At 50.7% G+C, this 25,096-nt stretch carries 19 protein-coding genes; 7 read left to right on the top strand and 12 right to left on the bottom strand.

Annotated elements, in window-relative coordinates; genetic code table 11:
• The first annotated feature begins 70 nt into the window (after positions 1-70).
• Positions 71-1,738, top strand: coding sequence for an ABC transporter substrate-binding protein (locus tag MJ611_RS15350; RefSeq protein ID WP_250430916.1), 1,668 nt, complete (start codon positions 71-73; stop codon positions 1,736-1,738).
• Between the two features lie 81 nt (positions 1,739-1,819).
• Here MJ611_RS15350 and MJ611_RS15355 read toward each other — a convergent pair whose 3' ends face one another.
• From MJ611_RS15355 to MJ611_RS15385, 7 genes are all read right to left on the bottom strand, one after another.
• A complete protein-coding gene (locus tag MJ611_RS15355; protein ID WP_250430918.1) occupies positions 1,820-2,629 on the bottom strand; it encodes a YsnF/AvaK domain-containing protein in 810 nt (269 codons plus the stop codon).
• A gap of 41 nt (positions 2,630-2,670) precedes the next feature.
• Entirely contained in the window at positions 2,671-3,246 is a 576-nt protein-coding gene (locus tag MJ611_RS15360; protein WP_250430920.1) for a YsnF/AvaK domain-containing protein, read from the bottom strand.
• Positions 3,247-3,523: 277 nt separating this feature from the next.
• On the bottom strand, positions 3,524-4,342 hold the full coding sequence (locus tag MJ611_RS15365; protein WP_250430922.1) for a YsnF/AvaK domain-containing protein: 819 nt from the start codon (positions 4,340-4,342) through the stop codon (positions 3,524-3,526).
• A 594-nt stretch (positions 4,343-4,936) separates the two neighbouring features.
• Positions 4,937-5,347: a DUF6438 domain-containing protein gene (locus tag MJ611_RS15370; RefSeq protein WP_250430924.1), complete on the bottom strand. Its 411-nt coding sequence runs from the start codon at positions 5,345-5,347 to the stop codon at positions 4,937-4,939.
• A 127-nt stretch (positions 5,348-5,474) separates the two neighbouring features.
• A complete protein-coding gene (locus tag MJ611_RS15375) occupies positions 5,475-6,074 on the bottom strand; it encodes a hypothetical protein (RefSeq protein WP_250430925.1) in 600 nt (199 codons plus the stop codon).
• A 105-nt stretch (positions 6,075-6,179) separates the two neighbouring features.
• A complete protein-coding gene (gene yidC, locus MJ611_RS15380) occupies positions 6,180-8,015 on the bottom strand; it encodes a membrane protein insertase YidC (RefSeq protein WP_250430927.1) in 1,836 nt (611 codons plus the stop codon).
• A gap of 30 nt (positions 8,016-8,045) precedes the next feature.
• Positions 8,046-9,659 (bottom strand): CTP synthase, encoded by a 1,614-nt coding sequence (locus MJ611_RS15385; protein ID WP_250430929.1) that lies wholly within the window; start codon positions 9,657-9,659, stop codon positions 8,046-8,048.
• A 313-nt stretch (positions 9,660-9,972) separates the two neighbouring features.
• On the opposite strand from MJ611_RS15385, the gene MJ611_RS15390 reads away from it, so the two are divergent.
• The gene (locus MJ611_RS15390; protein ID WP_250430931.1) at positions 9,973-11,799 is read left to right on the top strand and encodes a glycoside hydrolase family 15 protein; all 1,827 of its coding nucleotides are present in this window, start codon (positions 9,973-9,975) and stop codon (positions 11,797-11,799) included.
• Positions 11,800-12,127: 328 nt separating this feature from the next.
• Here MJ611_RS15390 and MJ611_RS15395 read toward each other — a convergent pair whose 3' ends face one another.
• Positions 12,128-14,638, bottom strand: coding sequence for a zinc-dependent metalloprotease (locus MJ611_RS15395; protein WP_250430932.1), 2,511 nt, complete (start codon positions 14,636-14,638; stop codon positions 12,128-12,130).
• Positions 14,639-15,148: 510 nt separating this feature from the next.
• Positions 15,149-16,192 (bottom strand): DNA polymerase IV, encoded by a 1,044-nt coding sequence (gene dinB, locus MJ611_RS15400; RefSeq protein WP_250431401.1) that lies wholly within the window; start codon positions 16,190-16,192, stop codon positions 15,149-15,151.
• 161 nt (positions 16,193-16,353) lie between these two features.
• On the opposite strand from dinB, the gene MJ611_RS15405 reads away from it, so the two are divergent.
• From MJ611_RS15405 to cysM, 3 genes are all read left to right on the top strand, one after another.
• Complete coding sequence (locus MJ611_RS15405; protein ID WP_250430934.1) at positions 16,354-17,193, top strand: oxidoreductase; 840 nt, start codon at positions 16,354-16,356, stop codon at positions 17,191-17,193.
• 166 nt (positions 17,194-17,359) lie between these two features.
• Complete coding sequence (locus tag MJ611_RS15410) at positions 17,360-18,688, top strand: PQQ-dependent sugar dehydrogenase (RefSeq protein ID WP_250430935.1); 1,329 nt, start codon at positions 17,360-17,362, stop codon at positions 18,686-18,688.
• Positions 18,689-18,708: 20 nt separating this feature from the next.
• A complete protein-coding gene (gene cysM / locus MJ611_RS15415; RefSeq protein WP_250430937.1) occupies positions 18,709-19,590 on the top strand; it encodes a cysteine synthase CysM in 882 nt (293 codons plus the stop codon).
• An 84-nt stretch (positions 19,591-19,674) separates the two neighbouring features.
• Here cysM and MJ611_RS15420 read toward each other — a convergent pair whose 3' ends face one another.
• Both MJ611_RS15420 and MJ611_RS15425 read right to left on the bottom strand, forming a co-directional pair.
• Complete coding sequence (locus MJ611_RS15420; protein ID WP_250430939.1) at positions 19,675-21,063, bottom strand: FAD-binding oxidoreductase; 1,389 nt, start codon at positions 21,061-21,063, stop codon at positions 19,675-19,677.
• A gap of 269 nt (positions 21,064-21,332) precedes the next feature.
• The gene (locus MJ611_RS15425) at positions 21,333-21,617 is read right to left on the bottom strand and encodes a hypothetical protein (RefSeq protein WP_250430941.1); all 285 of its coding nucleotides are present in this window, start codon (positions 21,615-21,617) and stop codon (positions 21,333-21,335) included.
• A 415-nt stretch (positions 21,618-22,032) separates the two neighbouring features.
• Between MJ611_RS15425 and MJ611_RS15430 the strand changes: the two genes are divergently transcribed.
• Positions 22,033-22,716, top strand: a complete 684-nt coding sequence (locus tag MJ611_RS15430) for a type 1 glutamine amidotransferase domain-containing protein (RefSeq protein ID WP_250430942.1) — start codon at positions 22,033-22,035, stop codon at positions 22,714-22,716.
• A gap of 207 nt (positions 22,717-22,923) precedes the next feature.
• Positions 22,924-23,778 (top strand): pirin family protein, encoded by an 855-nt coding sequence (locus MJ611_RS15435; protein ID WP_250430944.1) that lies wholly within the window; start codon positions 22,924-22,926, stop codon positions 23,776-23,778.
• A gap of 199 nt (positions 23,779-23,977) precedes the next feature.
• On the opposite strand, the gene MJ611_RS15440 is transcribed toward MJ611_RS15435, so the two are convergent.
• The gene (locus tag MJ611_RS15440; protein ID WP_250430946.1) at positions 23,978-24,997 is read right to left on the bottom strand and encodes a pseudouridine synthase; all 1,020 of its coding nucleotides are present in this window, start codon (positions 24,995-24,997) and stop codon (positions 23,978-23,980) included.
• Positions 24,998-25,096 lie beyond the last annotated feature (99 nt).

Genomic DNA, 25,096 nt, shown 5'->3' on the forward strand with positions numbered 1-25,096 from the left:
TAGTGTTTAGATATCTACGCAGGATAGCTTAAACTTGCACAAAGATACATTATTTTCACTAGATAGACCGATGTTCCACGGAAGACGTTCCATATTTTTATCCACCATTTTATCCACTTTTTTAGCGCTTTGTTTCTCCTGCACAGAGGGCGAAAACAGCGGTTCTGACAAGAAGGTTTTCAGGTATAACCAGCCCGAAGCGCTCTCCTCGCTCGACCCTGCCTTTGCACGCAATCAGGCAAACATATGGGCTACCACACAGCTGTACAACGGGTTGGTGGAGCTGGACCAGGAGCTGAAAATTGGGCCTGCCATAGCCCGCAAGTGGGAGGTGTCGGAAGACGGCCGCAGCTATACTTTCCACCTGCGCCCCGATGTATTTTTCCACGACAGCGAGGTGTTTCCGGGCGGTAAAGGGCGCCGGGTTACGGCAAAAGACTTCGAATACAGCTTCAAACGCATCGTGGATCCTGCGACTGCCAGCACCGGTGCCTGGATCTTTAATGATAAGGTGCTCAGCGATGCAAAGGGCGCAATTTCCGACACGGCTTTCCTGGCTGTGAACGACTCTACGTTCAGAGTATACCTGAATGAGCCTTTTATTGCTTTTCTGGAGATCCTTACCATGCCGTATGCGTTTGTGGTGCCGCAGGAGGCCGTGGCAAAGTATGGCAAAGACTTCCGGGCAAACCCGGTGGGTACCGGGGCTTTCCGTTTTCACCTGTGGGATGAGGGCAATGCTATTGTCATGCATCGTAACCCCAAGTACTTCAAAAAAGATGACAAAGGACAGCAACTGCCTTACCTCGATGCGGTGCAGATATCCTTTATTACTGACAAGAAATCGGAATTCCTGACCTTTATGCAGGGCAAGCTCGACTTTCTTTCCGGCATCAAAGAAGGTTCCCGCGACCTGATCCTGAACAACGACGGCACGCTGCAGGCCGACTTTGCCGGCAAATTCAGCGTCCAGAAAGTACCTTACCTTAACACAGAGTATATAGGCTTTCAGCTGGATCCTGCCAACCTGAAGGGTGACAATACAGCCTTGCAGGACAAACGCGTGCGCCAAGCCTTAAGCTACGCGATCAACAAAAAGGAAATGATCGCCTATTTCCGCAATAACTTAGGGATTCCGGGGCACTCCGGTATGGTGCCTCCTTCCTTGCCTTCCTTTAGCGAGCAGGAGGTTCCGGGTTATAGCTACAATCCTCAAAAGGCTGCAGAATTACTCAAAGCGGCAGGTTACTCTGCTCAAAAGCCGTTGCAACTGCGGCTAAGTACGGTAGCCGAGCACAAGGAACTGGCTGAGTACATGCAGAAAAAGTGGGCAGAAGCGGGTGTAAAGGTGCAGATCGACATCAACCAGGCGCCGGCACACCAGGAGATGGTAGACAACGGCAGGGCCGCTTTCTTTATGAAGTCGTGGCTGGGAGATTACCCGGACGCGGAAAATTACCTTGCACTGTTCTATAGTAAGAACTTTTCACCGGCTGGCCCCAACAAGACCCACTTCCGCAATGCCCGGTTCGATAAGCTCTACGAGCAGGCCAAACTGGAGCGGGATGTAAAGAAGCGCTGGGCCATTTACCAGGAAATGGACCGAATTGTGGTAGAGGAGAGCCCGGTGATCGTGCTGTTCTACGACGAGGTGATACGACTGACCCAGAACAACATACAGGGGCTGGAGCCAAACCCCATGAACACGCTGAACCTGGAGCGGGTACGAAAGAATTAACGTATAACTACCAAGTATAAGGTATAAAAGGCGGCAGATGTCAGAGCATCTGCCGCCTTTTATACTTTACTGCCTCTTAGTTTATACGTTACGATCCCGCCGCTCATCCGGATCACGAAGATCCCGGTCGCGGTTAAGGTCCTTGATGTCTACGTCCTGCCTGCGTACGGTGTCGCGCACTGTTTCATCGTGTTCAGTAGTTTCCCGGGTAAGGTCAATTTCCTCTACTACGCGCGCCTCTTTATTTACCACCGGTATCTCGGCATGTTCCACGATCTCGATCTCACCTTCCTTAAAGTTGGTGATGTCCTTTTCGGTGGCAGGACGGTTTACCGGATGACGCTCTACGTGCAGGTGCTCCTCGCGCAGGCGCAGGTGCTCTTCTACCGGGCGCTCCAGAATGCGGCTGCGCATGCGTACGCCTCCCTTATCCACCGTTTCTTTGCCTACATGCAGTCTTTCTTCGGTAACCGGTATGGTACGTTCCCGGGGCAGGTCTGCTTCGGTGTGCATTCTTTCCTCTTCGGTTGTTCTGTCCAGCCTTTCTGCGCGCTCATCCACATCCACGGCGCCATACTTGTCCAGGAGATCAGCGGCGCGCTTTGCCTCTTCTTCGGAGCGGGCGTGCACCGTCACAATGGAGCCATGTTCGGCCACCTTGGTGTATTTATCCGATTCGTGATGGCTGCTGAAAAGAGAACGAAAGAAGTGACCTACGCGGGTGTCTTTTTCCCTGTTGGCATACTCTCTGTTTGAGGCTGCTGCCCTGTCGGCTGCACCTTTTACGGCAAGATCAACCTGGTCAGCTGAAAAGCCGTTGCTCATCAGTTGCTGGGCTGCCATCTGGGCATCCACGCCATAGTCAAAGATGCCTATTACTGTTTGTCTCATAGTCTGTTTTGTTGTAAGTATCTGTACTAAAACACATTTTACTACACCCGGCCGCTATCGGACTCGTCGCTTCTGAAACGGTTTACATTTACCGTTTCTTTGCGAAGGGTTACCTGTTGTGCTTCATGCGATTCAGTGATGCGCTTGGTAACGTGCAGTTCTTCAACTACAAGTATGCGCTTTTCAACCACCAGCACTTCTTTAATTACCGGAATGATCATTTTGTCGCCTTCGTAGCGGATGGGAGGCGGAGGGGTTTCTACGTATTTGTTGACCGGCACCCGTTGCACGTCGGCTTCCTCGTACACCGTAGGCAGGTCCACGGTTACTTCTTCTTCGTGCACGTCTTTGGAGATGCGCACCCGCCCGGTCTCCACGGTTTTCTTGCCTACATGCACCTGTTCTTCTACCACCGGAATCGTGGTTCGCTCCACAGGGCGCTCTCTTGTTTCCTCTCTCCGGTAGTCGTCGCTAACGGTTCTGTCAGCTGCGGGGGCAGTTGTTTCTTCGCTTCGGTAGTCGTGCGATGCATCTCTTTCCACCCGCTCACCAGCAGGTTTGCCCTCGTTGAGTTTCTCGTCGAATTCAGATCGAAGTTTATCGTTTTTCTTATCCATTGTGTTCAGAATATGGCTTTTTATGTACTGTATAGTCGGGTAAACCCGATCATTTTATTTACGCGCCCATGTGGCTATAGTTTTGAGAATGAAAGGATTGATCGCTGTTGCAAGATCAGAATGTTACGCCTGGAGCCGCCCACTTTGATGGGGCAGAAGTATGCGTTACAACAGAAGAGACGGAATATAGATAATACCGTTCAACAGGATAAAAAAAGGGCAGCTGAAGTCTCAGCTGCCCTTTTTACTTCTAAATTTATTTACCTGTCAGGTATACTTACTTGCCTGCAGGACCCTTCGGGTCCATACCTGGTCTTCTCTGCTCTGTGCCTGGGCGTAGTTTATCTACTTCCACATTTGTTTTGCGAACAGAACCACGAATTGTTTCATCATGCTCTTCGGTGTGCTTACCAATCTTGATTTCTTCTACCACGCGGGCCTCTTTGTTCACAATGGCTCTTTCCGCATGTTCCGTAATCGTAGCTTCCCCTTCCTTGAAGTTTTGAATGTCTCTTTCCGTAGCTGGTCGGTTTACCGGATGGCGCTCCACGTGTACGTGCTCTTCACGCAGGCGCAGGTGCTCTTCTACCGGGCGCTCCACAATGCGGCTGCGCATGCGAATACCGCCTGTTTCCACGTTTTCTTTGCCTACCTGCATTCTTTCCTCAATAATCGGGATTGTTCTGTCTGTAGTACCGCCAGTGGTTGTGGTGCCCGTATTCAGGTTAGTAGCAGATCCGGTAGCCTGTGTGTTGCGGACCTGAGCTGAGCGCTCATCCACGTCTACTGCACCGCAGGTATCCAGGATATCCGCTGCACGCTCTGCTTCCTGCTGCGAGTCGGCGTGTACGGTTACCACCCATCCTTTGCGCGCTACTTCCGTGTGTTTTCTGGCTTCGTCGTTGTTGCCAAACAAAGAGCCAAAGAAGTTACCTATTTTATCGGAGTCAGTTCTGGTAGCAGTTCCTACTGCGCTGGCTGAACTCTGGTTAGAGATATCAATATTGCCAGGATTGATCCTGTTGGTTTCTAGTTTCTGCACGGCAGTCTGCGCATCAACACCCTTCTCAAAAATTCCTATTACTGTCTGTGCCATAATCAATTAAGTTTGTTTGTAGTTAAAAAAATGTATCAGTTCAGGGCTTTTACCTGTTGCAGATGGGCAGCCCTTTGCCCATGTTTTCATACTTTGCCTACGCACACAGATTCCCGGCGAAGGATGTTTCTCCTCTGCGTATCTACTGCACCATACTTGCCGGGAAATCTGTTGTGGTAGGATTATTTATAGAAAGTTATTTACAATACACGGGTTGTGTGTATAAAACTTTTCGTCTCAAAATATGTTCAAGAACTAGTTTTTCGAATATATAAATATAACTTTTCATGGTTTTGAATTTGTGTTGTATTTGTACTTTTTACGGGATGTATTCCGGTGGGGTTTAGAAAAGTTGAGAATAGAACAGGATTTGCAAGTTAGATAGAGCTTTTTCTTTTTAGTATTTATCTAAAACAATGGCCTGAATGCACTACGGAATAAGGTAAAAGGGAGAGATGGTGTTCAGATAACTTTTTATACTTGGAAAGGCAACAGCAAGACAACACCCGATCATGTGTCAGGTACTGATGCTTTTTAAAGGGTTAGACTGAACTGATTGTGGAGGGATAATCTCTGACCGGAGGCGGTGGTTATTTACTCCTTCGGGAGCCGCCTTATTGCTTCGGCTTCTACCAGGTCCATAATCCGCTTGTGCAGGTGTTCCTGGAACTGCAACAGTTTCTCAGGGCCTCCTTCCTGGTGTTTCACGCGCTTTACCTCTTTGCCATTAGCATAGAACGTGCTATAAGTAGAGGGCATATCACTCCACTGCGTTAAGTAAGCATCCTGCAATTCGCTGTAGTTGAGCTGCTTTACCTCCTCCTGTAAGGACTTGACTTCCGGTGCTGAAAGATGCAGTTCCACCGTATCTTTTAGCGGAACGTGTTCCCATCCAACATAAGTTATACTTCCGTTTTCATAAATGGTCGCTTCATAAGAAGGGCAGATGCCAAAGCAGGGAGTTTTCTGAAAGATTAAAAAGACCTGTGCGTTTTTTTGTTTCATGGTGTTTTCCTGTGCTTTGCACCCCGGCATAATTAGCAGCAAAAGTATGAAAACAAAGCAGGGCAGGAGCGAAAGCAGGCTCTGCCTGCACCACTTTGCAATGTACAAGTATAAACCGAAGTTCAGATTAGCGTTGTTCCTGTGCATTTTTGGAAGAAAGTTTGCGGAACCTGCCATTTTCGAATACATAAGCCTCCGGCGTGCACTGTGCACACGCTGTATAGTTGATGGTAGAGTCTGGTGGATTAACGATAAAAAGGCTGCTGTTCGGGTTATAGGCAGCGCCTAAACTGCTCTGGACCTTGTCGAGCACCTTGCCGCTTTCGCGGTCTACCACATAATGCACCTGGCAGGAGGTGCCGCAGCCTACGGTTACCACGGTATACTTGCCGGCAAAGTTAACGCCTTGCTTTAGACCATCGCGAAGTGCTGTCCGGAAGGTGCGGGCATCGGCGTGGCTGCCTTCGTCCAGTGGGGCAAGGCGACCACGGTACAAGGTAGGTACCTGGTGAGTGCCGGCGCGCTGGTATTCCTCTGTCGTGATGCGGTAACGCTCGTAGATCTCCGAGTTTTCATCTGTTGTAGCAGGCGCTTTCAGAGAATCCTTCTGTAGTTGCTCTTCCAGTTCCGGGTGCGTGCTGGCTAGGGACTTATCTTCTTCTGTGCCTGATTGGCAGCCCGACAGGGCAATTGAGAGCAGCAGCGAGCAGTATAACAGCTTTTTCATTTTTTATATAGTATAGCACCTATACATACGTGGTTGGTGTAAGTATAGCTAAACAAAAAAGCCTTTCCGGTTACGGAAAGGCTTTTTTGTAAGTATAATCAGCGATTATTTTTTTGCTTTCGGATTGCGCTTCTGCTGCTCTTTTTCAGCGGCCTGGCGCATGGCCTCCTGCATTCTTTCGGAGAAGGAAGGACCACCTGTTTTCTTCTTATCCTTACGCTTTTCTTTGTTTTCTTCCAGTCTGGCTCGCACCTTGCCTTCGTCCACAAACTTGCGGATGATGGCCTGCTGGCCAAATGTTACCATGTTGGAAACAAAGTAGTAGAAAGAAAGACCGGCAGGGAAGGAGTTCAGCACGAACATGAAGATAACCGGCATCAGGTACGTATAAAACTTCATCGGCCCCTGCATGGTGGTGTTCATCTGGTTGTTAGACCAGGTATAAAGTATGGTAGAAGCTGTCATCAGCAACGTGAACATACTTACGTGGTCGCCATAGAACGGAATCGTGAATGGCAGCTTTGCAAACACATCGTAGGTAGACAGGTCATTTGCCCACAGGAAAGCCTCCTGGCGCAACTCGATCGAGTTCGGGAAGAAATTGAACATCGCAAACAGGATCGGGATCTGCAATAGCATCGGAATACAGCCGCTCAGCGGGTTAACGCCCATTTCAGAGTACAGCTTCATTGTCTCTACCTGCGTCTTTTGCATGTCGCCTTCGTTGCGCTCTTTAATGGCATCGATCTCAGGTTTCAGCACCTTCATCTTTGCCATCGACAGGAACGACTTGTAAGTCAGCGGGAAAAGGATCGTTTTGATGTAAAGCACCAGCAGGATGATGATGATACCATAGTTGCCGATGTAGTTCTCCAGGAAGTCGAACGCCGGAATAATGATCCACTTGTTTACATAAGAGAAGATACCCCAACCCAGGTCCAGGTTCTTGTCGAAGTCGTTGCTGATATGCTTCAGGATCTTGTAGTCATTCGGGCCGAAGTAGAACGTGAATTCACCTTTGCCGTTCAGCACGTCCTGTGTCGGGATCAGAATCTGGGAAGAAAGCGTCTTTACCACAACTGAATCGGCAGGATCCACAGCAGCTTCCATTTTGGCACCTGCAAAGCTGTTGGTGGCAATAATACCCGCAGTAAAGAAATTCTGCTTGTTGGCCACCCACTTCACCGGCTCTTCCAGGGTAGCTGTTTCTTTTGTCTCAGAGATCGAAAGCTTGTCGAAACCATCTTCTACGGTCGCGTAGTTAATGGTAGACTTGGCGCGGTTCTGCTTGATATCGCGTTCCAGTTGCTTTAGTTTATCTGTCCAGGTCAGGGTCAGGTTGTTGCCGCTGATCTGGTTGTTCAGGCCTTTGAAATCAAGCTTGTAGCCTAACTGAAAGCTTTCGTCTGCCAATGTATACACCTGGTCGATGTACTGGCCCTGACCGATTTCAGCTCTGAAAGAAATGGTTTGGGCAGGCTGATCGTTTACAGTTGCCTTTGCTATTTCAGAAGGTTGGAAATACAGGTCGGAAAGCTTTACCAGCTTGCCATCGTTTGTAGTGAACTGCACATCGGTTTCGCTGCTTTTGCTGTCAAACAGGATCAGCGGCTCGCCTTTGTAAGTTTTATAGTTCTTTAGCAACACTTCTTCAACCTGTCCGCCTTTGCTGTTGAAGGTAATGCGAACGTTCTCGTTCTCAATAGCTGCTGTGCTTGCCTGGCCTGTAGCAGCGGTGCTGAAGGCACCCAGAGCGGCGGCACGCCGTACCTGTGCCAGCGAGTCGTTTTCGGCAACCGGGGCAGCAGCCTGTACTTGTTCTACCTTGGCTTTTTGTTGCGTAGCCTGTTTGGCGTCCTCTTTCGGGCTTGCAAAGAAGAAGGAGTAAGCCAGCAGCAGCACGGCAATCAATCCAAAGCCAATAGCTTGATTTCTATCCATTTAAAAAGTGTTGAATTGTGTTTATGTTGCTTAATTAGATTTAGCGTGATTCATAGCCGCCTTTACAAACTTAACGAAAAGCGGGTGAGGGTTCAGCACGGTGCTTTTCAGTTCCGGGTGGTATTGTGCCGCCACAAACCAGGGATGCTGCTGCAGCTCGATCACCTCCACCAGTCCGGTTTCCGGGTTTATACCTGTTGCGTGCATACCGGCTTCTTCAAAAGCGGCTAAGTAATTGTTGTTGAACTCGTAACGGTGCCTGTGACGCTCTGTGATCTTAGACTTCCCGTAAATAGAATAAGCCTTAGAACCTTTTTTTAGTTCACAGGCATAGGAGCCAAGACGCATGGTGCCACCTTTCTGCGTCACTTCCTTCTGGTCTTCCATCAGGTCGATGATCGGGTGCGGTGTATTCGGGTCCATTTCAGTAGAAGCGGCATTTTGCAGCCCCAGCACATTCTGGGCAAATTCCACGGCGGCGCACTGCATACCCAGGCAAATTCCCAGGAAAGGTATGTTATTTTCCCGTACAAAGCGCACTGCTTCCAGTTTACCTCGGAAACCGCGCTCACCAAAGCCCGGAGCAACCAGCACGCCGTCCATGCCGCTGAGCATCGCCGCTACGTTTTCGTCGGTTACGTGCTCCGACTGGATCCATTTGATGTTCACCTTGCATTCGTTATAGGCGCCGGCGTGGATGAAAGACTCTACAATAGACTTGTAAGCATCCGGCAACTCCACGTACTTACCCACCAGGGCAATGTTCACCTCATCGGTAGGGTTTTTCAGTCGGCCCAGGAATTCTTTCCAGCTGTCCAGGTTCGGCTCTGCTTTGTGTGGCAGCTTCAGTTTGCTGATCACGCGCTCATCCAGCTTCTCCTTGCGCATCAGCAGCGGTACGTCGTAGATCGATTCGGCATCGAGCGACTCAATAACAGAGTTCACCTTTACGTTACAGAAAAGTGCGATCTTCTTGCGCAGATCTGCCGGTATAGGGTATTCGGAACGGCAAACCAGAATGTCTGGCTGCACGCCCGCTTCCGATAAGTCTCGTACGGAGTGTTGTGTTGGCTTTGTCTTCAGCTCGCCGGCGGCTTTCAGGTAAGGCACCAGCGTCAGGTGAATCACACAGGATTCGTTTACGCCCAGTTCCCAGCGCAGCTGACGCACAGCTTCGATAAATGGCAGTGATTCGATATCACCCACACAGCCACCGATCTCAGTGATCACGATGTCGTACTCACCGGACTGGCCCAGCAACAGCAGCCTGCGCTTGATCTCGTCGGTAATATGCGGGATAACCTGTACTGTTTTGCCCAGGTAAGCGCCCTGGCGCTCCTGCGTGATGACGTGGTAGTAGATGCGGCCGGTAGTTACGTTGTTTGCCTGCGACGTTGGCACGTTCAGGAAACGCTCGTAGTGGCCCAAGTCCAGGTCGGTTTCGGCGCCGTCTTCCGTTACAAAGCACTCGCCGTGCTCGTAAGGGTTCAGGGTGCCTGGGTCGATGTTGATATAGGGGTCGAATTTCTGAATTGTTACAGAGAAGCCTCTTGCCTGCAGCAACTTAGCAAGAGAAGCGGAGATGATACCTTTACCAAGAGAGGAGGTAACGCCTCCTGTAACAAAAATATATTTAGTAGCCATAAGTTAGGGTAAGTCTTATGGACTGCAAAGGTACGGGATTTATTTGATTATCCTTTAATTTGCTCGCATAGTTCTGCCGGGTATATAGGTATAACTTAATTATTTTTCAAGTATGATTTACCGGAAAACCTGGGGTAAGGTATTGTTTCAGCAGGTGTTTTCCTTTTTTATTCAGATCAAACGTTAACGAAAGTTGCAGCTGGCTGATTGACGGCTCATTCAGTTTAAGGCTGCCAACAGGGCTGAAGGCAGGAAACAGCTTCCAGGAACCATCAACCATTAACCATCAACTCCTGCCACCGTACCTTAACCTATGGCAGTAGCTGGTTATTTACCTATAGAAGATCATGGAGTGATCGGAGACCTGAACACGGTCGCCCTGGTAGGACTTAACGGCTCAATTGACTTCATGTGCTTTCCGGATTTTGACTCACCTTCTATATTTGCTTCCCTGCTGGATGCAGAGAATGGAGGGTGCTTCTATATTTCCCCTGCCTGCGACGGAATGAAGCACAAGCAACTTTACCTGCCCGATACCAATGTGCTGCTGACCCGGTTTCTGTCGGATGACGGTATTGCCGAAATAACGGACTTCATGCCCCTGGAGGCATCGGACCAGAAAAGTGACCTGATCAGGCGGGTAACCTGCGTGCACGGCGATATGTCTTTCAGGATGCGGTGCAGCCCGCGGTTCAACTATGGCATGGCTGCGCATGCGACTGATCTTGAGACGGAGCACGAAGTCAGGTTTTCCAGTGCCGGGCCTGATGGTACCATCCTGCGCCTTAAAAGCTCTGTGCCCCTGAAAATTGAGGGCAAAGATGCCGTGGCTACCTTCAGCCTGAAAACCGGGGAGCAGGCGGATTTTCTGCTGGAACGGGGCACCTGTAACACACCACCTGCTCCGGATCTCAGCAACTTCGTCACGCAAAACCTGTACGAGACCATTAACTACTGGAAAAAATGGATTTCGGAGTGCAGCTACCGAGGACGCTGGGTAGAGATCATCAACCGGTCAGCCCTGGTGTTAAAGCTTATGACCTCCAGCAAGTATGGCTCCATGGTGGCTGCCCCTACGTTCGGGTTACCGGAAGAAATAGGAGGTGTACGCAACTGGGACTACCGGTATACCTGGATCCGGGATGCCTCCTTCACAGTATACGTGTTGCTCAGGCTGGGCTTTAAACAGGAGGTCAAGCGTTTTATAGACTGGGTGGATAAGCGGTGCGATGACGTGGGCAGCGCAGGTTACCTGAGGCTAATGTATACGCTGGCTGGCGAGCTTGATCTGGACGAGCGCATACTACAGCACCTGAGCGGCTACAGAGGCTCCAAACCGGTACGCATCGGGAATGGCGCTTTCGACCAGGTGCAACTCGATATCTACGGGGAGCTGCTGGATTCGGTATACATTTACGATAAGTATGTAACGCCTATTTCATATGGGTTCTGGAACGACCTGCGGCGTCAGGTGGAGTGGGTTTGTGATAACTGGCAGCGGGAAGACGAAGGAATATGGGAGGTACGTGGCGGCAAAAAGAACTTTCTGTACTCCCGGATGATGTGCTGGGTAGCCATAGACAGGGCCATGAAGATTGCCAACAACCATTCTTACCCGCTACCAGCCAGGTGGCAGCAGGAACGCGATAAGATCTTCTTCTCCATTCATCAGGAGTTCTGGAATGAGGATCTGAAGTGTTTTGTACAGTACAAAGGCGCTGATACCGTAGATGCCGCCACGCTGCTGATGCCCCTGATCCGGTTCATCAGTCCGAAAGATCCGCGCTGGCTCTCTACGCTGAAGCGCATCGAGGAGCGGCTGGTGTCCGATGCCTTGGTTTTCCGCTATCGCAACAAAGAACATCTGGATGGCCTGGAAGGGGGCGAAGGTACCTTTTCGATGTGCACGTTCTGGTATGTGGAGTGCCTGGCAAAATCGGGTCAAATAGAAAAGGCGCAGCTATACTTTGAGAAAATGCTCGGGTATGCCAACCACCTGGGGCTTTATGCCGAAATGCTGGGGCTAAGAGGAGATCATCTGGGCAATTACCCGCAGGCCTTTACGCACCTGGGGCTTATCAGTGCAGCCCTAAGTATAAACGACATCCTGGAAGGCCAGGAAAACAAACGGAAAATCTAGTAAGGGCTGTATACCTGGAAACCTAAGTATAAAATCAGGGAATGCCATACTTTGATTTCATACTTACTGCTGAAGCCTAACCTGCAACCCGCATCCGGTCCTTTTAGCTTTATAATCTTACACTTCTAAAAAGGGCAGGGTGCACTAAAGTGTAAGAGAATGTTCGCTTTAATGTCTATCTCTTAAACAATAAACAGGATGCATTGCAGGAAAGATGGATAGAGCCCGGAAGTATGATACGTGCAGTTCCGCCTGATACCTTTGGCAGGTAGAAACAAAAAGCCCCGGCTAAATTAACCGGGGCTTTCTCTATCATAAAAACAGGAAATTAGCTTTTTGGATTCAGGATATTGTCAATGCGCACCAAGGCATCCTGAAGGTGGTACTTGGTCATGGTATCGCTGGTTTTGGCAAGCGAAGACCGGATCTGGCCACGTAGCGTGGTAAGCTCCCCGCGCACCATCGGACGGATATCAGACTGCGCCACGTTTACTGACGGAGCAGAACTTCTGCCACCACGCGCTGCTGTAGTGCTCTTTTCCTGGTCTTCCATCAGGTACGCCATGCGCTCCAGGTAACCGCGCTGCAGGTTGCGGCGGTACATGTCAATTGACTTGCCACTAGAAACCTCTGACCAGATACCATTGCGCAGCTCGGCCATCATTTCAGGCAACGTATAGGTGCTGCTACCCAGCGCAGCCTGTGCATCCAGCAGACGTGCCATGCGGCCTGGCTCCAGTACGTTGTTCAGGATGTTTACCTGCGCATTACGCACACGCTCAACAGAACCGTTATGTTCGATCTTGCGCAGGATGTTCTCATCCAGCATCCAGGTAGGAGTGGCAAAGCCCTGCTCGTTCAGGAATTTAACAGCACGTTTCTGCTTCTCTTTCGGTACTGCAGCGTACACATCGCCCTTCTGGTCGTAGGTCTTGTAGTTCTCATACACACCACCGATGTTGGCAGTTACATGGCCCATGTAGCGGTTCCACTGCCCCAGTACCTGGCCATACATCTCCTGCAGGTCATCGTAGTTCTTGTTATCCTCAGCCGTCCATTCGATCAGCTTTGGCATGATGCGCTTCAGGTTTTTTATACCATAGGTGCTGGCCAGCATAGCATCATCACCTAAGTCTTCTGTCTGCGAAGAAGGATCGATTGGGTTGCCCTGCTGGCGACCGAAACGGTACATCGGATCGTTTTCTTTTTCACGCACCCACTTAGCCAACTTCTCTGTATTGTCGCGGCCGTTCGTTTCCGGGAAGTACGAGTAACCCCATTTCACGGAATACTTGTCGTAGATTCCGATGCCCGGCATCAGCGCCACGCCGTTGTCCTCCGGCTGCGCTACATAGTTAAAGCGCGCATAGTCCATGATGGAAGGGGCTGTGCCCATCTCTTTCGTGAATTTTGCGTCACGCAGCTTCTCGACAGGATAAGCAGCGCTGGAGCCCATGTTGTGTGGCAAACCCAGGGTATGGCCCACTTCATGCGAGGACACGAAGCGGATCAGTTCGCCCATCACTTCGTCTTTAAATTGCACGCTACGTGCATCCGGGTTAATGGCTGCCGTCTGCACAAAATACCAGTTGCGCAGCAGGTTCATCACGTTGTGGTACCAGCCGATGTGGCTCTCCAGGATCTCGCCGGAACGTGGGTCGTGCACGTTAGGGCCGTAGGCGTTCTGCGTTTCAGAAGAGAAGTAGCGAATAACAGAGTAGCGCGCGTCTTCGGTGCTGAACTCCGGATCTTCCTGCTGAGAAGGCGGATCTTTGGCAATAATGGCATTTTTGAAACCAGCAGCTTCAAATGCCTTGTTCCAGTCCTCTACACCTTGTTTCAGGTAAGGGCGCCATTTCATCGGCGTGGCCGGGTCGATGTAGTACACGATCGGCTTCACCGGCTCCACCAGCTCGCCACGGGCATAAGCTTCTTTGTCTTTCGGCTCCAGTCTCCAGCGCACGATGTAGCGGCGCTTGGCAGCACGCTGTTCGTCGGTGCCGTAATCTGTTTGCGACAGGGTGAAGAAACCTACGCGCTGGTCAAACTTACGGGCAGCCATCGGTACTTTGGGCAGCAACAGCATAGAGTGGTTAATTTCCAGGGAAATGGTGCCGGCGCTTGAATTGGCAGGTGGTTCGGAAGCCTCATACGTCATCAGTGAGCGGGCCTCGATGTTCATCGGGAAGCTTTTAACGTTCTCGATAAACGAACGCTTGTCGTCCAGGCGCTTTACTTTATACTTGTCGCGGTTCTCTTTGTCCAGGCCAAGGGCAGGTACGTCTTTCGAGAAGAAGTCTGTTACCTCTACTACCGAGGTGCCGTTGTTGAAAGCCTTGATGTCGAATGCCTGGATAACAGGTGCCAGGTTGGAGTTCTGTACCGAGTTGTATACTTCCAGCGTATCGTTGGCTACGTTCTGGTAAGAGATCAGGCGCAGCAATATGCGGTTGCCTTTCTTCTCCCAGCGCAGCATCTGGCGGTTCAGCTCCTCGCCGCCGTAGCCGATGTTGGTGGCTGTTTTGGCAATGCGGCTCACCATCAGCATGTCGCGGTTCAGCAGCGTATCCGGAATCTCGTAAAAATACTTTTCGTCGATGCGATGTACTTTAAATAAGCCGTCGTCGGTCACGGCATTCGGCGTGATTACGCTGGCGTAAGGCTTTGGACCTGTTTCTTCTCTTTTTTGGCCGGCACCGGGTGCAGCCTGTGTTGCAGTGGCTTCCTGTTTTGCCTTCTTTTTCTTCTTTTGCTTGGTTTGAGCAAAGGAAGGAGGTGCTAAAAGGGCACCAGCCAGCAGCAGCGTGGCCAACTGGGCATAGCGTACGTTTTTACTCATAAGGGTGTTTGGTAAAGGTAGATTAGTTTATGCGGTTAGTTTGTACTACTAGTTAGGTTTAGATAGACTTTTGAGAGTGGGAATGGTTTAATCCAAAATTAAAAAATTTAGCCGCTATTTTCGGACTGATGATCATAGTGTGATATAGGAAAACAATGACCAAGGGCTGGTTTGTAATCTGTAATTGTTTTTGGACTACTATGGCGCGAGCGTCTTCGCTCGTGACGGGCTGTAGCCTGGGCCTCTGGCTAAGTCGAGTCACAGACTCTACCTTATAAAGACCCCAATTATACCTCCAGTTTGAGCGCAGCGGTAACAGGTGGTTGGGTATGTCAGCCATTTTGTAACTGGCGAAAGTATGGATTTGAGAAATACATCAAGTTACAAACTGGCCTCATGTTTAGCCACAAGTTACGCAGCCGATAAGCTTGCGGCTTGGATACTGTATCAGATTTCTCACGCTGTTCGAAATGGCATTTATTTTGTTGTCACTCATTGAACACGCACAAGCTAAAACTCAATAGTCAATTGATAGCCTTCCTGCTTGTCGTGCTGGTAGAGGAGGGAGGAGGCGGAAAGGCCCAGCAGGCGCACCGGGTATTGCGGCAGTTGCGGGGTGCGCAGCAACTCCCGGGCGATGGTAAACAGCGCCTCGGCAGACTTAAACTCGCTGAGATAGGTTTTGCTGCGGGTATTCTGTGTAAAGTCGAAGTACTTGATCTTGAGCGTCAGTGTTTTGGCTGTTGCCTGCAATCTTTCCAGGTCGTAAGCAACTTCCTTTGCCAGTTGCTCCAGCTGGGTCAGCATGTCTTCCTCTTCTGTGATGTCCACTTCGAATGTACGTTCCGAGCCAATGGATTTTCGAATACGGTGGGGCTGTACTTCGCGGTCGTCTTCGGCGCGGGCAATGCGGTAGTAGTAGCGTCCGGTTTTGCCAAAGTGTCGTACCAGTTCCTCCTCTGTACGCTCACGCAGGTCTGCACCCGTCAGGATGCCCATACTTTGCATTTTGGTAGCCGTCACTTTGCCAATGCCATAAAACTTCTCAATGGCCAGACTGGCTACCAGGTCTTCAGCCCTATCCGGGGTGATGAGCGTAAAGCCGTCGGGCTTGTTCATATCCGAGGCGATCTTGGCCAGAAACTTATTGAACGATACGCCAGCAGAAGCCGTCAGGCCGGTTTCCTCAAAGATGCGTTGCTTTATTTCTTTGGCGATGATACTGGCAGAAGGCATGCCGATCTTGTTCTCTGTCACGTCCAGGTAGGCCTCATCCAGTGACAACGGCTCCACCATTTCGGTGTAGGAATGGAAGATCTCCCGGATCTGGCGCGAAACAGCGCTGTAAACGTCGAACCGGGGCTTCACAAAAATGAGCTGCGGGCAGCGTTGCGCCGCGATCTTGGAGGCGAGTGCCGAATGCACGCCATACTTGCGGGCCTCGTAGCTGGCAGCAGCCACCACGCCCCTGGCCCTTGAGCCCCCCACAGCCACAGGTTTCCCGCGCAGCTCGGGGTTGTCGCGCTGCTCCACGGAAGCAAAAAAAGCGTCCATGTCGATGTGGATGATCTTGCGGATGGGCTGGCTCAAGCGTGCTAAAGTATACACCAAAGTATACCTGCAAAGATACGAAAAGCAGTGTTGGCTTTGATATACTTACAGAGGTTCCGGTATTTTACCGTATACAAGCTTTACTAAATCAGATAAGCAAGAAGATGGCAACAGAAAAAGTATGGTTTATAACAGGCGTATCGGGCGGCTTTGGCCGTGAGTTGGCTGCACAAGCCGCCAAAGCAGGTGCTAAAGTAATCGGTACGGTGCGGCAGGCAGGGCAATTGGAAGAGTTTAACGCGATCTCGCCGGGCAACACCTTCGGATACTTGCTCGATGTAACGAACCCGGATGGGGTAAAAGCGACCGTGGATGCTGCCTTTAAATATTTTGGCCGGTTGGATGTGCTGGTGAACAACGCCGGCTTTGGTTTTCTGGGTGCCATTGAGGAGGCAAGTATAGCCGAAGTGCGGCAGGTAATGGAGACTAACTTTTTCGGGGCGCTACAGGTAACGCAGGCGGTGCTCCCTTACATGCGTCAGCAGGGCAGCGGTCGGATCATTCAGATATCGTCGGTAGCCGGTATTCGCTCTACCCCGGGGTTTGGGGTATACAATGCCAGTAAATTTGCCTTGGAGGGTTTCAGTGAAGCGCTGGCACAGGAGGTGGCTCCTTTTAACATTCAGGTTACGATTGTAGAGCCGGGGCCATTCCGTACCCGGTTTGCCGGTACAAGTATAAAGCGGGCTTCCCGGCACATGCAGGAGTATGAATCAACCTCCGGCAGGTTTAAGCAGGCCATGGAAGAGCGAAACGGCTACCAGGACGGTGATCCGGAGAAAGGCGCTGCTGTGATTGTGCAGGTAGCGAGCTCCGATAACCCACCGTTGCGGCTGCCGCTGGGCAGAACCGCTTTCGAGGCTGTACGACTGAAGCTGCAGCAGGTAGCCAAAGACCTGGATGCCTGGGAGTACCTGGCCGCGCATACTTCTTTCGACGAATAAGGAAGCTTCCGAAGTATAAAGTATAAACTGAAAGGCGAGGTGCGATCCCACGAAAAGGAGAGTACTTCGCCTTTTTTATGCAGCAATTACAGCGGGGCAAAAACAAAAACGTATACCCTGAACTTACTTGTTAAGTATAAACTACAACCAGCCCACGAACTCAACTATGAAAATATTGAAACTACCCGTAACAATCCTGCTCCTGACTGGTCTGCTGTCAGCCTGTAACGAATCTTCGCGCACGGTAGAGGAAAAAGAAGCTGCTGCCACTGACACGACCGCTGTGCAAACTGATACCACAGCTACATCGGATACAACAGCAAGTGGCACCGTACAGACAGCCGTTCAGAACCTGAACCTGCCGGCACCCGATACCACGCACAAAGCCGAAAAGCGCAGCATTGTAGTGGGCTGGAGCGGTGGAAAAAAGCCTCAGGCACCTGCAGGCTTCACTGTAACCAAATTTGCTGACGGACTAAAGCACCCGCGCTGGATTTACGTGGCCCCCAACAAAGATATCTTTGTTGCAGAAAGCGACGATGAAGAGAAAAGCGCCAACCGCATCACCCTGATCCGGGACACCAACAACGACGGCAAACCGGATATGCAGCAGGTATTTGCTTATGGCCTGAACCAGCCTTTCGGTATGCTGGTGCTCAACAACAGTTTTTATGTAGCTAACACCGATGGCATAGTGCAATACCCATACAAGGCAGGTCAAACCAAACTTACTAGCAATGGCAAAAAGATACTTGATTTGCCAGCCGGCGGCTACAACCACCACTGGACGCGTAACATCATCCCTAATGCCGATGGATCGAAAATTTATGTATCTGTAGGCTCAGCCAGCAACGTAGGTGAGTATGGGATGGACAAAGAGCAGCGTCGTGCTGCCATTCTGGAGATCAACCCGGACGGAAGTGGTGAACGCATCTATGCCAGTGGACTTCGTAACCCGGTAGGTATGGACTGGGCACCGGGCACCAACACCCTCTGGACGGTAGTAAACGAGCGCGATAACCTGGGCGATGACCTGGTGCCGGATTACCTGACCAGTGTAAAAGAGGGTGGCTTTTACGGTTGGCCTTATGCCTACTTCGGCCCCAAAGAAGACCTGCGCATGGCAGGCAAGCGCCCGGACCTGGTAAAGAAAACACTTGTTCCCGATGTGGCGCTGGGCGCTCATACTGCCTCCCTTGGCCTGGCCTTTTACAAAGGCACAGCATTTCCGGAGAAGTATCGTAACGGTGCCTTCATCGGGCAGCACGGCTCCTGGAACCGATCCGAGTTCTCCGGCTACAAAGTGGTTTTCGTACCTTTCCGCAACGGCAAACCAACTGGCGAGCCCGAAGATTTCCTGACCGGATTTATAGCAGAAGGAGGGGGCAGTAACGTGTACGGCCGCCCGGTTGGCGTAACCCTGCTGCCCGATGGCTCTCTGCTGGTTGCAGACGACGAAGCGAACACGATCTGGCGCGTAAGTGCACAACAATAAGTATAAATCAGGATAAATTTATGGCTACTCTGTTAGATTTTATAGGCAACACGCCGCTCGTAGAACTGAATCGTATCTCTACGAACCCGAAGGTGAAGCTGCTGGCAAAATTGGAAGGCAACAACCCGGGTGGGAGCGTAAAAGACCGTGCGGCTTACGGTATGATCAAAGGCGCTCTGGACAGGGGCGAGCTTACCAAAGGCATGAAACTGATCGAGGCTACCAGTGGCAACACCGGCATTGCCCTGGCCATGATCGCCCGCCTGTTTGGCGTGGAGATAGAACTTGTAATGCCTGCCAGTGCTACCGCCGAACGTGTGAAAACGATGGAAGCCTTTGGCGCTAAAGTAACGCTTACGCCTGCCGAAGGTTCGATGGAAGCTGCCATTGACTATGTGCGGGACAAGGAAGCTAAAGGAGGTTACCTGGTGCTGAACCAGTTTGGCAACCCCGATAACTATAGGGCACATTACCGCTCTACCGGCCCCGAGATCTGGCGCGACACGCAGGGCACCATCACGCATTTTGTCTCGGCTATGGGCACTACGGGTACCATTATGGGCGTGTCCCGCTACCTGAAAGAGCAGAACAGCCAGGTACAGATTGTGGGCACGCAGCCCGTGGAAGGATCGCAGATCCCGGGCATACGCCGCTGGCCGCAGGAATATTTGCCCAAAATATTTGAGCGGGAGCGGGTAGACAGGATCATGGATGTATCGCAGGAAGAAGCCACTGCCATGACGCGCCGTCTGGCCCGGGAAGAAGGCGTTTTTGCCGGCATGAGCAGCGGCGGAGCCGTACATGCTGCTACCAAGCTGATCCAGGAACTGGACGAGGGCGTCATCGTCTGCATCATCTGCGACAGAGGCGACCGCTACCTTTCTTCTAATCTGTTCGGGTAATTTTATATTTGCAGGGGCAGATAGCGGCTCCTGCAAGTTATCGAATCTGGTGACAAGCAAAGTATAACTAGGGAAGCACCCTAGTTATACTTTGCTTGTCGGTTTTATATTCTGGTTTACCCTGAACAGGTTATGCGGATCATACTTATACTTGATTCTCACCAGCCTCTCATAGTTGTCGCGGTAAGTGGCCCTGATCCTTTCTTCTCCTTCCTCCATCATAAAATTGATGTATGCACCACCGGCTGAAAAAGGGTGTAGCGCATCGAAATAGTCGCGGGCCCAATTCGTGATTTTCTCTTTATTTGCTGGGTCGGGGTCTACGCCTACTACTACCATAGCCCAGTTGGCATCGCGGTAGCTCCAGGCCGTTTCGTCCTTGTCAAGCCGATGCGCGGCCCCATTGATAGGGTAGAGGTGCATACTGGAGAGCGGAGTTGGGAGCGCTGCGCCGTGCCGGATGTGCTGCTCAATGGCCTCGTCGCTCAGCTCCTTTACAAAATCTGCCTTCCAGTACCATTGGTGGCCCGGAGGGTACAGCGGGTCGAACATACTTTGCAGGGCAGGGTGAGGTATAGAGCCAACAAAGTCTATTGCTGGCATGGGAAGATGTTCGCGTATCGGGCGAAGTACTTCTTCAGCCCTTGCAAGTTCACCTACATAGCACCAGACCACTCCACACATTTTTTTATTATGGTAAGCCTCCGGAAAAGGCGCAACCGGAGGCACTGTCAAAAAGGCAAAGAAGCCGTTGATCACTTCGGGGGCACGAAGTATAAAATCGCGATACCACTGCATCACTTCCCGGGCCTGGTCCATTTCCCATAGCATAGGCCCGGCATAGTCTATATCGGCAGGGTTTAACCTGAAAAGGAAAGAAGTTACCACGCCAAAGTTGCCGCCACCACCCCGTATTGCCCAGAACAGATCCTCGTTCTCTACCTCACTTACTTTTACAAAACTGCCGTCCGATAACACCATGTCAGCCTCGAGCAGGTTGTCAACCGTCAAGCCATACTTGCGGGTCAGGTGCCCGATGCCGCCGCCTAACGTAAGCCCGCCAACACCGGTAGTAGAGATGATACCGCTTGGTACAGCCAATCCAAAGGCGTGGGTGGCATGATCTACAAGGCCCCAGGTGCAACCACCTTCTACCCGTACGGTCTCTTCTTCCGGGTCTACCCGGATGCCGTTCATGTGGGAGAGATCAATTACGATGCCTTCATCACAGATGCCTAGCCCGGCCCCGTTGTGCCCGCCGCCTCTGATTGCCACCAGCAGGTTGTTTTCGCGCGCATAGTTAACTGCCTGTATTACATCGGCCACATCTTCGCATCGGGCTATCAGGCCCGGATGCTTGTCGATCATGGCATTGTATACTTTGCGGGCCTGTTCGTAGCCTGCATCCTGGGGCGTAATGAGCTCGCCCCGAAAGCCTGTTTTTAGTTCTTTGATAGTAGCTTCTTCTATCATGGCAACCTCCTGCTTTAATCAGAATTGCGTCTTACTCGCCGGGAGTTGATCAGGATTAAGGAATGATGATGAAACTCAAAAGTGGTGCTGGCACAATCCTGCATTTGAAAAATATTTTACGTCAGGTTATACGAATGACTCTTAATTGAAGCATCAGGCAAATGCCAATACTCCGTAGCCAACTTTATACTTTGTCTCAATGACCAAAAGGCTATGATTAAGTATAAAATGCCCTGCCAAAGAGCGGTTTGGCAGGTTTACAGCTTTGGCTATGCATAGAGCTGGGTTACTTCTTCCATGAAATCTATTTCAGGAGTGCCCATTACACCTGCTCGTTTCATGGCTGCATTCAGATCCTCAGAAAGCATAAACTGCTTCGCTTTCTGGATATCGCCTACCCTGAACATTAGAAAAATCTCGTTGTTGTTGTCTCTGTTTTGCAGCAGGAACAATTCTTCCAGCCCGGCCTGGTCGCGTGCTTGTTTGTGGGAATCATACACTTTTCTCCAGGTGCTGTAGTCGTTTACCTGGTGCCTTATGCTTAAGTATACCACGGCAGTTAAGTTTAAAAGTAGATCTAAAAAACAGTTTCGTCAGGTTATCAGATGGCTGTTGCGGATAAGGTACCGCCCCGTATGTGGTGCTCCCTCTGGGGTGGAGTACACCAGCATGACAGCTCAGGGAGTTTCAGTAGGGTGAAGAAAGGTGGTCGTAAGGGTATGTTGGGCTGCTATAAAGTATACGATTTCTCTATGCTTTTAGAGTCAGAAAAAAGCTGAAACAAATGATAATGAAGAATCAAAAGTGCTGCAGGGTGCCGGCTATAAAACCTGTCTTTTTAAACAGAAAGCTAAAATACTGGTTATAAGAATTACCGTACGGAGGTATTTGATGTCAGATCGCTCCCGTTTGGTCGTTATCTCGTAAGTATAGAAACGATTGTGAACCACCAACCAAAAAGAAGAAACTATGAAAGTATTATTTGTATTGACCTCTCATGATAAACTCGGGGATACCGGCAAGAAAACAGGTTTCTGGATAGAGGAATTTGCTGCGCCCTACTATACGCTAGCCGATGCCGGAGTTAATGTTGAACTTGCTTCGCCAAAGGGAGGCCAGCCCCCCATTGACCCGAAAAGTACGGAGCCGGACGCCCAGACCGAAGCAACCAGGCGCTTTTACGAGGATGAGGACCTGCAGCACAAGCTCTCGCGTACCAAAAAGCTGAGCGAAGTGCGCGCCGAGGATTACGATGCCGTATTTTACCCGGGAGGACATGGCCCGCTGTGGGATCTGGCAAGCGACAGAGACTCTATCAGGTTAATAGAGGATTTCACAAAACAGCATAAACCGGTAGCCGCCGTTTGCCACGGGCCGGCTGTGTTGGCAGAGGCCAAAGCCCCGGGCGGAGAGCCACTGGTGAAAGGCAAAAAAGTGGCAGGCTTTACCAATTCCGAAGAAGAGGCGGTGCAACTAACCAACATCGTACCGTTCCTGTTAGAGGACAGGCTGAAAGAGCTAGGGGGCAATTACTCCAAGGTAGACGACTGGAAACCGTACGTGGTTACCGATGGGCTGCTGATCACGGGCCAGAACCCGGCTTCTTCAGAACCTGCCGCAGAGGAGTTGCTGCGCATGCTGCAGAAAAAGTAAGCTGATGACCCTATCCGGGGATAGTTCGTATAAACAGCTATCAGTGTAGCGTAAGATCCCATCATTCCTGTAAAAAGGTCTGGTGGGATTTTTATGTTAACTAAACGACTGGCCTGAATTCTTATACCTTGCCTTTACATAAGATTCGTTTTATTTGCTTATACTTGATGTATGTACATTAATTGATGCGTACTTTATACCTGACCTATGAGAAAGATCAAAAAGAAACATAAAGCGATGTATGCCCCGATGGACGACCTGGTGACTTACCGGGCGCTTCCTACGCGGGAGGTAGAGTACATCGATCCGTTCCTGTTCCTGAACCACCACGGGCCGCAGGTGTACAAGCCCGGCAACAGGGGGTTGCCTTTTGGTCCGCACCCGCACCGTGGCTTCGAAACCTTAACATTTATACTTGATGGCGACATCATGCACCAGGATACCGGTGGAGGGAAAGATGTGATCGAAGCCGGCGGCGTGCAGTGGATGACAGCCGGCAGCGGCCTGATCCATGCCGAAGTATCGTCGGATAAATTTAAAAAGGAGGGAGGCCCGCTGGAAATTCTGCAGCTCTGGTTTAACCTGCCGGCAAAGTATAAAATGACGGAGCCCAGGTACATTGGCTTGCAGAAAGATAAAATTCCGGTAGTAACCCTGGACAACGGCAAAGTGAAAGTAAATGTGGTGTCGGGCAGCTGGGGTGAGGTGCAGGCGCCCATTCAGAGCCTGAGCGACATCCACATGGTTAGTATAGAAATGCAGAAAGGCGGCCACTTTATCTATAACATTCCCACCGAACGTAACATCTTTTTTTACGTGGTGCGCGGCTCGGTAAAAGTGAACGGAGAAACAGCCGATAAGCTAACCCTGGTAGAGTTCGAACACGAAGGCAAAGAAGTAAAAGTAGAAGCTACGGAAGATGCCTACATCCTATTCGGCCACGCGCTACCGTACAACGAACCCGTGGTATCGCACGGGCCATTCGTGATGAACACGGAGCAGGAAATAAGAGAAGCCTTCCGCGATTACCAGATGGGCAAAATAGGAAGGTGGGAAGGATGAAAAAGTTAGAAAGGTATGGAGTTAGAAAGTTAAAAGGTTAGGGTAGGAGTGATGGTTTACCGCTTTTATTCTTTTTCGATCTTTTCATGCCCTAACTGATAACTTGATTGGCTTCCTGGTTTTTAGCTCATCATAAAACAAAAGCTCTCCCTCTGATAATATGGAAGGAGAGCTTTTTATTTACAGTTGGCTGATGTTTCTATCTGCCGCGCTTAGGGCCACCTTTAGGGGCAGCGCCTTTTCTGGTACCGCTTTTAGGTGCAGTGCTTCTGCCGGCACCTGTTTTGGGACTCTCCTTGAAAGAACTTCCCCGCGAGCTTTTAGCAGGGCCGCCGTCTGTACTTCGGGTTGTTCTGCTTTTACCGGCTCCGCTACCCTGTGCTCCCCTGGAGGAGTATCCGCCAGGTCTGCCGGCTCCGCTTCGTGCACCCGCGCCGGTGCTACGGCTTTGCCTTTCAGGCCTGGTATACGTGCTGCTTCCTGTTGATCTTCTCACTGAGCCAGCTTTAGCGGGTTGTGCTATACTTGTAAGGCTTTCTACTTCCTGCTGCGTAAGCACACGCCAGTGCCCGTTTGGCAACTTGCCCAGCGTGAAACTGCCAAAACGCGTCCGTTGCATATGCACTACTTTGTAGCCAAGGCTCTCACACATGCGTTTCAGGTAGTGATCGGTGCCCGGCTTTAGGGTAATCCGGAAGCGTGTTTGTGCCTCTTTCGAAACAGAATTATTCTTACGCTCTTCGCCCGGCTCCGGTATTCCGCCGCCACTTAGCTTCTGCAGAAAGTCGGATGTAATTGGCTTGTCAACCGTAACCGCATACTCTTTCTCAAACTTATTATCTGCACGTTTGACGTTGCGCACAAAGTCGCTGTCGTTGCTCAGGAAGATAATGCCTTCAGCCTCTCTTTCGAGCATGGCGGTAGGTTCAAGCGTAGCCGGGAAGTTGATGGCACGCACCACGTTGTCACGCACCGACTGGTCGGAAGTAGCCGACATGTTGGACGGTTTGTTGAAGATGAGGTAGACCGGCTTCTCTTCGCGTACGCTCAGGATCTCATCGTCGATGCGCACCTTGTCTTTTGGCGTTACCCGAACGCCCGCATCGGCAGGTATTTTGCCATTTACGGTTACCCGGCCCTGCTCGATCAGTTCGTCCGCCTCGCGACGCGAGCAGAAGCCCGTATCGCTGATGTATTTATTCAGTCTTTTTGGTTCCATGTTGTTGGTGGCGTAGCGTGGCTAAAGTATAACGCAGCACTTCGTTTTACGCCGGTTTTAAAGAAGAGACAAAATTACGGGAAAAAATAGGTTTACCTA

It is taken from the genome of Pontibacter ruber (genome assembly GCF_023630205.1).
Classification (GTDB): domain Bacteria; phylum Bacteroidota; class Bacteroidia; order Cytophagales; family Hymenobacteraceae; genus Pontibacter; species Pontibacter ruber.